This is a genomic window from Arhodomonas sp. KWT, from assembly GCF_010993615.1.
Genome location: NZ_WNXE01000122.1, coordinates 1 through 8,120, shown reverse-complemented (window position 1 = coordinate 8,120; position 8,120 = coordinate 1). Strand labels below are relative to the sequence as shown.

General features: G+C 68.1%; 7 protein-coding genes. 6 read left to right on the top strand and 1 reads right to left on the bottom strand.

Annotated elements, in window-relative coordinates:
* The first annotated feature begins 491 nt into the window (after positions 1-491).
* The 4 genes from G7A99_RS14275 (at position 492) to yihU (ending at position 4,163) form a co-directional block, all read left to right on the top strand.
* Entirely contained in the window at positions 492-1,349 is an 858-nt protein-coding gene (locus tag G7A99_RS14275; protein ID WP_018718023.1) for an ABC transporter permease, read from the top strand.
* A gap of 10 nt (positions 1,350-1,359) precedes the next feature.
* Positions 1,360-2,169 (top strand): ABC transporter ATP-binding protein, encoded by an 810-nt coding sequence (locus G7A99_RS14270; RefSeq protein WP_018718022.1) that lies wholly within the window; start codon positions 1,360-1,362, stop codon positions 2,167-2,169.
* Between the two features lie 23 nt (positions 2,170-2,192).
* Positions 2,193-3,206, top strand: a complete 1,014-nt coding sequence (locus G7A99_RS14265) for an ABC transporter substrate-binding protein (RefSeq protein ID WP_205599861.1) — start codon at positions 2,193-2,195, stop codon at positions 3,204-3,206.
* Between the two features lie 63 nt (positions 3,207-3,269).
* The gene (gene yihU, locus G7A99_RS14260) at positions 3,270-4,163 is read left to right on the top strand and encodes a sulfolactaldehyde 3-reductase (RefSeq protein WP_018718020.1); all 894 of its coding nucleotides are present in this window, start codon (positions 3,270-3,272) and stop codon (positions 4,161-4,163) included.
* A 41-nt stretch (positions 4,164-4,204) separates the two neighbouring features.
* Here yihU and G7A99_RS14255 read toward each other — a convergent pair whose 3' ends face one another.
* Positions 4,205-5,200, bottom strand: coding sequence for a LacI family DNA-binding transcriptional regulator (locus G7A99_RS14255; protein WP_169509137.1), 996 nt, complete (start codon positions 5,198-5,200; stop codon positions 4,205-4,207).
* A gap of 140 nt (positions 5,201-5,340) precedes the next feature.
* On the opposite strand from G7A99_RS14255, the gene G7A99_RS14250 reads away from it, so the two are divergent.
* Together G7A99_RS14250 and G7A99_RS14245 are read left to right on the top strand one after the other, a co-directional pair.
* On the top strand, positions 5,341-6,777 hold the full coding sequence (locus G7A99_RS14250) for an aldehyde dehydrogenase (protein WP_018718018.1): 1,437 nt from the start codon (positions 5,341-5,343) through the stop codon (positions 6,775-6,777).
* Between the two features lie 13 nt (positions 6,778-6,790).
* Positions 6,791-7,960: a mandelate racemase/muconate lactonizing enzyme family protein gene (locus G7A99_RS14245; protein ID WP_018718017.1), complete on the top strand. Its 1,170-nt coding sequence runs from the start codon at positions 6,791-6,793 to the stop codon at positions 7,958-7,960.
* Positions 7,961-8,120: the final 160 nt, after the last annotated feature.

Sequence of the window (8,120 nt, the reverse complement as noted above, 5' to 3'; positions counted from 1 at the left end):
GGGCCGGCGCTATCCCGGAGAGGGCGACGGTCAAAGACCCAACACCCGCCGCAGCCAGGCGCCGATGGCGTGGATTTTCTCCATGCACACGGCGTGCTGCATGGGATAGCCACGTCCTCTGATTTGCCGAATTTACATCCCGATCGCGTTGTTCCTGCACCTCATTGGAGCGACCACCTTTATATCGGGTGCAACGGCTCCGCGTCCTATTCTTCCGCCCCGGGATACCCGCTCGCGGACATGCACTGGCCACGACTGGCTCGTGGGAGTGCCAGGCCCATGGGCGACATGGTGGCGGGGTCGCATCGCAGGCCACCCTTGACAAACGCCCGATGGGGAGGGTTATGTTTGCGCTAACATCGCAATAATAGGCAACCACCGGCGTGTGGTCCGTTTCTGCAGCGAACAGGAGCGGTGAGAATCCGAATATCGATGTTAGCGCTGTCATACCGGCAGGCACGCTTGCTTTGACAACGAGGAGGAGGAGACACATGCCAAGCAGTCCTTCTGCTGCGTCGGGTCCCCGGGAGGGCGCCACCTCCGAGCCACGCCCGGAAGCCGCCCGTGGTGGCAGCCGGATCGCCCGGCTGATCGCGTGGCGGGCGTTCAGGCTGCTCGCACCGTGGGTGGTTCTGGTCGCCCTCTGGTACGGATTGCGCTACTCGGGTCTGTTCCGGCCGCAGCTCATACCCACGCCCGACGCAGTCGCGGTCAAGTTCTGGACCCTGCTGACCCGGGACGGGCTGCTGCTCGACATGTACATGTCCACGCAGCGCGTATTCGTCGGGGTCGTCCTCGGCACGCTGTGCGCGGTGCCGGTCGGATTCCTGCTCGGCTGGTACCGGGGGCTGCGGTCTTTCATGGACCCGTTGATCAACTTCTTCCGCGCCCTGCCCCCGATCGCCCTCATTCCGCTGGTGATCGTCTACTTCGGCATCGGTGAGACGGCCAAGGTCATCATCCTCTTCTACGCGTCCTTTTTCGCCAGCGTTATCGTCATGTACGAGGGGATAAGCCAGATCAGCCCCATCTATATCCGGGTGGCGCGCACGCTGGGGGCGAGCGAGTTCGAGATCTTCCACCGCGTCATCATTCCCCTGTCGATCCCCCACATGCTCACCGCGCTGCGCGTCGCCCTCGGTGTTGCCTGGGCGACGCTGGTCGCCTCCGAGCTGGTTGCCGCCCAGCAGGGGCTGGGCGCCGTTATCCAGGACGCCTCCGCCTATTTCCAGCTCGACACGATCTACATGGGCATCATCTGCATCGGCTTCATCGCGCTGTTCATGGACATGGCACTACGCGCGCTGACCCGCCGCCTTCTGAGCTGGCAGGAAGGCTCCACCGACTGAGGGGAAGATCATGCAATCCAGCGATACGAGAATCGTTTTCGATGGCGTCAGCAAGGCCTTCGCGACGGACAAGGGGCCGCTCAAGGTCGTGGACGACGTCTCCTTCTGCGTCGACAGCGGCGAATTCATCTCCCTGGTCGGACCGTCGGGCTGCGGCAAGACCACCATGCTCAACATGGTCGCCGGCTTCATCCAGCCCTCCGAGGGCAGCGTGACCCTGGACGGCACCCCGATCCGGGGCCCCTCGGCGCAGCGCGGCATGATGTTCCAGGAGTACGGCGTGTTCCCGTGGCTGACCATCGAGGAGAACATCGCCTTCGGCCTCAAGCTCAAGGCCAACCGCGTCCCCGCCGCGCAGCGCCGGGAGATCGTCGACCGCTATATCGAGCTCATGGGGCTGGGCGACTTCCGCCGGGACTACCCCAAAATGCTCTCCGGCGGCATGCGCCAGCGCCTCGCGCTGGCCCGCTCCTACGCCGTCAATCCCGAATTCCTGTTAATGGACGAGCCGTTTGGCGCGCTGGACGCGCAGACCCGCTCCGCCATGCAGGACCTGCTGCTCAACGTCCTGCAGGAGGTCGGCAAGACAGTGATGCTCATCACCCACTCCGTCGAAGAGGCGCTCTACCTCTCTTCCAAGATACTGGTAATCAGCGCCCGCCCGTCGCGGATCCGCCGGGTCATCGAGGTCCCGTTTGCCTATCCGCGTCACCCGGAGCTTCACGACACGCAGGAATTTGCGGAGCTGCGCTCCGAGGTCCGCGACATGGTGATGGCGGAATACGCGGCACAGGAGCAACAGGCCCGGAAGAGCCACTGAGACCCGTGAGGAGGACACAGAGAATGAGCTACCAGACCAATCGCAGGAACTTCCTGAAAGGCGTCGGCGCCGGCGCCTCCCTGTTCGCGATGGGCGGTGTCGGCCCGCTCATCGCCAAACCGAGGACCAAGGTCAAGGTCGGCTACCTGCACACGCTGGCCGTTGACGGCCAGATGTGGCTGGCCGACGAGATGGGGACCTGGAAGGACCAGGGGCTGGACATGGAGTTCATCCAGTTCACCACCGGCCTGGGCCTGTTTCAGGCGATGGTGGGCGGCAGCCTCGATATGCTCGCCACCGGTGCCGTGGTCTCCAACTTCCCCGCCCGTGGCCAGGGCGAGGTGTTCATGATCAACAACGTGGAATGGGCCACCGCCCAGCTCTGGGTCCACCCGGATATGGGGGTGAACAGGATCGAGGACCTGAAGGGCAAGAAGATCGCGACGACCCGCGGCACCACCGCCCACGTCTTCCTGCACCGCGCGCTGACCGAGGCCGGGCTGGACCCGGACAAGGACGTGGAGCTCGTCAACCAGAGCATGAGCGCGGCGGTGACCGCCTTCATCTCGGGGGCCGTACCGGCGGTGGCCCTGTGGGTCCCGTTCAATGTCCAGGTCGAGAAGCAGGTGCCCAGCGCGAAGAAGCTGGTGGATGCCTCCAGGTACTACCCGGAAGCGGCGATCGTCGGTGGCTGGGCGGCCCGCAACGACTTCTTCAAGGCGCACCCGGAGGTCATCGACAAGGTCATCAAGGGCTGGGTCCCCGCCAACGACTTCCTGGTGAACAAGCCCGACGAGGCCCTGGCGAAGCTCCAGAAGACCCATTACACGAAGGTGCCGCTGGAGGAGCTCAGGGCCCAGTACAAGTACGAGAAGGTCTTCACCAGCGACGCATGGGCCGGGAAATTCCGCGACGGCACGGTCACCGAATGGCTGGACCAGGTCACAGACTTCTTCGTGGACATCGGTGCCATCGACAATCCGCGTCCGGCCTCCGAGTACTTCCACCCCAAACGCTACCTCGACGTCGTGAGCTAACGCATCGCGGGCGCGGCGTCGGCCGCGCCCGCCGGTCCCGCAGGAGCATCAAGGGAGAGACAGATGATTCGAACCATTGGATTCGTCGGCGTCGGCACCATGGGCACCCCCATGGCGCGCAATCTGCTGCGCGCCGGCTACGCGGTGCGTGTCCATGACGTCAACGCCGATGCGGCCGCCGCACTGGAGGCAGACGGCGCCGAACGAGCCGCTTCACCGCGAGAGGCCGCCGAGGGACGGGACGCGGTCATCACCATGCTGCCCAACGGGGATATCGTCGGGGATGCCCTGTTCGGTGCCGACGGCATCGCCGGCGCACTCGCCCCGGATACCCTGTACATCGACATGAGCACGATCCTCCCGGCCCATACCGACGCCTTCCACCGCCGGCTCTCCGAGCAGGACGTGGCCGTCGTCGACGCCCCGGTCGGACGCTCCTCGCAGCACGCCGTGGAAGGCAGGCTACTGATCATGGCCGGTGGCGAGGCGGCGCACGTCGAACGCGCCCGGCCGCTGCTCGAGCGGATGGGCGACACCATCTTTCACTGCGGACCGGTGGGCACCGGACAGCGCATGAAGGTGGTCAATAACTACATGTCCATCGCCCTTAACGCGCTGACGGCGGAGGCTCTGGTGCTGGCCGAATCCAGCGGCCTGGACCGGGAGCAGTCGCGGCAGGTGATGCTGGGCACAGTGGCCGGCCAGGGGCACATGGGCACCACCTACCCGAGCAAGGTCCTCAAGGGCGACCTGACCCCCGGCTTCATGGTCGACCTCGCCCACAAGGACCTGGGTCTGGCCCTGGAGCTGGCGGCCGGGCTCAACGTGCCCACCTACATGGGCGCGGTAGCCCGGCAGACCTACGCCCTGGCACGGCAGGACGGCCGCGGCCGCCAGGACTGGACCGCCCTGTACGAAACCATGCGCGGCCTGGTGACGGACCACGCGGAGGGATGATGCCGCCGCTGCGTGCGAACCCCGCGCCCCGACACCGGCCGTCACCCGGGGCGAACAGTACTCTGGCGCTCGACGATCTCGAAGCCGAGATCGAGGATGCCGGGACTGACCGGCCGGCCGTCGACGCGCTGCATCAGCATGCGCGCGGCCTCACGGCCGATCTCGTAGCGGGGGATGCGCACGGTGGTCAGGCCCGGATTGACCTGGGAGGCCAGCTCGACGTCGTCGAAGCCGGCGATGGAGAGGTCGCCAGGGACATCGACCCCCCGGCGCTGGCACTCGAACAGCGCGCCGATCGCCAGGATATCGTTGGCGCAGAAGACGGCGTCCAGGTCCGGCACCTCGGCACGCATGCGGTTCACGCTCTCGGCACCGGCGTGGAACGAGAACTTGGCCTCGCGAACCAGTTCCGCCCGCTCCGGCAGCCCGAGGTCCCGGATCGCACTGCGGTACCCCCGCAGCCGCTCCCGGGCGCGGTCATTGGCCTCGGTAGGGGCACAGACGAAGCCGATGCACCGGTGTCCGTTCCCGGCGAGGCGAACCACCATGTCGTAGCACGCGCGGTAATTGGAGAAGCCCACGGCCATGTCCACGGCCTCGCCCTGGACGTTCCAGGTCTCGACCACGGGTATACCCGCGGACTTCATCAGCGTGCGGGCCCGCTCCGCATGGGCGAGCCCCGTCACCAGCAACCCGGCCGGCCGCTGCGCCAGCAGGGCCGTGATCAGCTGTGCCTCCCTCTCCAGCGAATACCCCGTGGCACCGAGGAGCAGCTGATAGCCCGCCGGCGTGAGCACGTCGGTCAGGCCGTGAATCGTATCCGCGAAGATGGAGTTGGTAATGGTCGGCACCAGCGCCGCAATAACGCTGGTTCGCCGGGACGCCAGGCTGCCGGCGACGCTGTTGGGTACGTAGCCGACCGCCTCGATCGCATTCAGGACGCGCTCCCGGGTCTCCTCCGCCACCTTGCCCGGCTGATTGAGCACACGCGAGACGGTGATCGAGGACACGCCGGCGATCCGGGCGACGTCTTCCATGCGGACCGGGGGCTTTTTCTGCATAGCGGCGGGAGTCAGTACCTGTCGCGGCTGTTCATCTGTTTTTTGAATGTTAGCGCTTTCAGGCCGGGGCGAACAATCCGCCCCGGCCGACGGCGCACGACCCGGAGGATGCTTCCATGTACGAGTACGGCTACCTGAGCGGCGGCGAGTGGATCGACCACGGCAAGCGCTTCGAGACGCACAATCCCGCGCGCCCCGGCGAGCGGGCCGGACGTTACACGGCCACTCCGCCGGAGGCAGTGGCCGGCATGGTCCGCGCGGCGGACGTCGCTCAGCGGGACTGGGGCGCGCGCCCGCCGGTGGAGCGCTCCCGGCAGGTACAGCGGTTCCTCGACGCAGTGGAGGCGCGCGCGGAGGCCATCGCCGTGGCGGTGACCCGGGAGCAGGGCAAGCCCCTCGCCGAGGCGCGCGGCGAGACCGGTAAATCACTCCGGGAGGCCCGCTTCATGGCCGGCGAGGCCGCCCGCCCTCACAGCGAGGTCATGCCCGGCCAGCGGCCGGGCATGCGCAACCTGGTGCTGCGCCGGCCACGCGGCGTCATCGCCGCGGTCACGCCGTGGAACTTCCCCGTGCTCACCCCCATGCGCAAGATCGCACCCGCGCTGACCTTCGGCAACGCCATCGTACTGAAGCCCTCGGAGTTCACCCCGGCAGCCGCGGCCATCATCGCCGAGGCGGCACTGGAGACACTGCCCCCGGGGCTGCTGCAGCTGCTCCACGGCGGCGCCGGGGCCGGGACCGCGCTGGTCTCCGACCCGGGCGTGCACGGCGTGACTTTCACCGGCTCGGTGGCGACCGGGCGCCGGATCTACGCCGCGGCGGCAGCGAATCTGGCCGAGGTATCGCTGGAGCTCGGCGGCAAGAACGCCGTGGTCATCAACGATAGCGACGATCTCGACGGCTGCCTGGACCAGGTGGTGGGCGCGGCCAACCAGTGCGCCGGACAGCGTTGCACCGCGATCAGCCGGGTCATCGTCCGGGAGGATCTCCGCGACGACGTCCTCCGGGGGCTGGTCGCCCGCGCCGAGGCGGAACGCCTGGGCGACGGCGCCGTCGACGGCACCACCATGGGACCGCTGACCAACCGCGACCAGCTGGAGCGCGTGGACGCCTACGTCCGCGAGGGCCTGGAAGCGGGCGCCCGTGCGCTCACCGGCGGCCGGAGGGCACAGGTCTCCGGCTGCGAGGACGGTTTCTTCTTCGAGCCCACGGTCCTCGCCGACGTCACCCCGCAGATGAGCGTCGCCCGGGAGGAGATCTTCGGGCCGGTGCTCTCGGTGCTGACCTACCGCGATTTCGACGAGGCCCTGACGATCCTCAACGGCGTCGAGTACGGCCTGACCTCGGCGCTGTTCTCCAACGACAACCACCTGGTACAGCGGTTTCTGGACCACAGCCAGAACGGCATGATGCACGTCAATCACGGCACCGTGCCGGACGACCACATGCCCTTCGGCGGTATCCGTCACTCCGGCGTGGGCGCCTACTCCGTGGGCCGTTCCGCCGTCACCTTCTACACCACCGAGCATTCCGCCTATCTCCGGCACGCGTAGGAGGAGAACCGGCATGAACGCCCCCGTGACGCTTCCCGACGCCGGCCCGGTCTCGGTCAGCCGTGTGCAGGCATGGGTCTTCCGGGCACCGATCGACACCCCGGTGCGTACATCGTTCGGGGTGATGACCGACCGCCCGGCGGTCCTGGTCCGGGTCGAGGACCCGGACGGCGCCTTCGGATGGGGAGAGATCTGGTGCAATTTTCCCACCTGCGGGGCCGAGCACCGGGCCCGGCTGGTGGACTCCGTGCTCGCGCCCAGGCTGGTGGGCCGCTCCTTCACCAGCCCCGATCAGGCCTACGCCCGGCTCGCCGGTGAAACGCACACGCTGGTGCTGCAGACACGCGAATACGGACCCGTAGCCCAGGCGCTGGCCGGCGTCGACCTCGCCCTGTGGGACCTGGCGGCACGCCGCCGCCGCGTCCCCCTGTGGCAGCTGCTGGGCGCCGACCGGCAGCGGGTACCCGTCTATGCCAGCGGCATCAATCCGGAGCTGGCCGGGGAGCGCGTTGCCGAATGCCGCGCCGCCGGCTACCGGGCATTCAAGATCAAGGTGGGATTCGACGCCGCCGCGGACCTGTCGGTGGCCCGCGCCGCAGCGGACGATCTCGGCGACGGCGAGCAGCTCATGCTGGACGCCAATCAGGCCTGGGACCGGGACACCGCGCTGGACATGGTGCGGCACCTGCCCCATGAGCGGCTCGAATGGCTGGAGGAGCCCATGCCGGTGGATTCACCCGCGGCGGACTGGACGACACTGGCCCGGGCCTCGCCGGTGGCGCTGGCCGGCGGCGAGAACCTCGCCGATGCCCCCGGGTTCGACCAAAGCATCGAGCTCGGCGCCCTGTCGGTGTTGCAGCCCGACCTCTGCAAATGGGGCGGTATCACCGGCTGCTACACCGTCGCCCGGCGTGCGCGGGGGGCGGGGCGCCGGTACTGCCCCCACTATCTGGGTGGCGGTATCGGGCTTATCGCCTCGGCGCACCTGCTCGCCGCGGCCGGCGGCGATGGCCTGCTGGAGGTCGACAGCAACCCGAATCCGCTCCGCCGGACACTGGCACAGCCCTATCCCGCCGTCAGCGACGGCGGGATGACGCTCTCCGGCGATCCCGGTCTCGGCGTCGAACCGGATCTGGAGACCGCGGCACGCTGGCAGGTCCTGCACACGGACCGGCACCGCTAACCCGTGGGGCGAAGTGCGATCCGTGCAATGCCGCCGGGGAACGCCGGCCTCCGCCCGCCCCGCGCGGCCCCTTACAGCGAGAGCACCCGCCGCAGCCAGGCGCCGATGGCGTGGATTTCCTCCATGCACACGGCGTGCTGCATGGGATAGTCGTGCCACT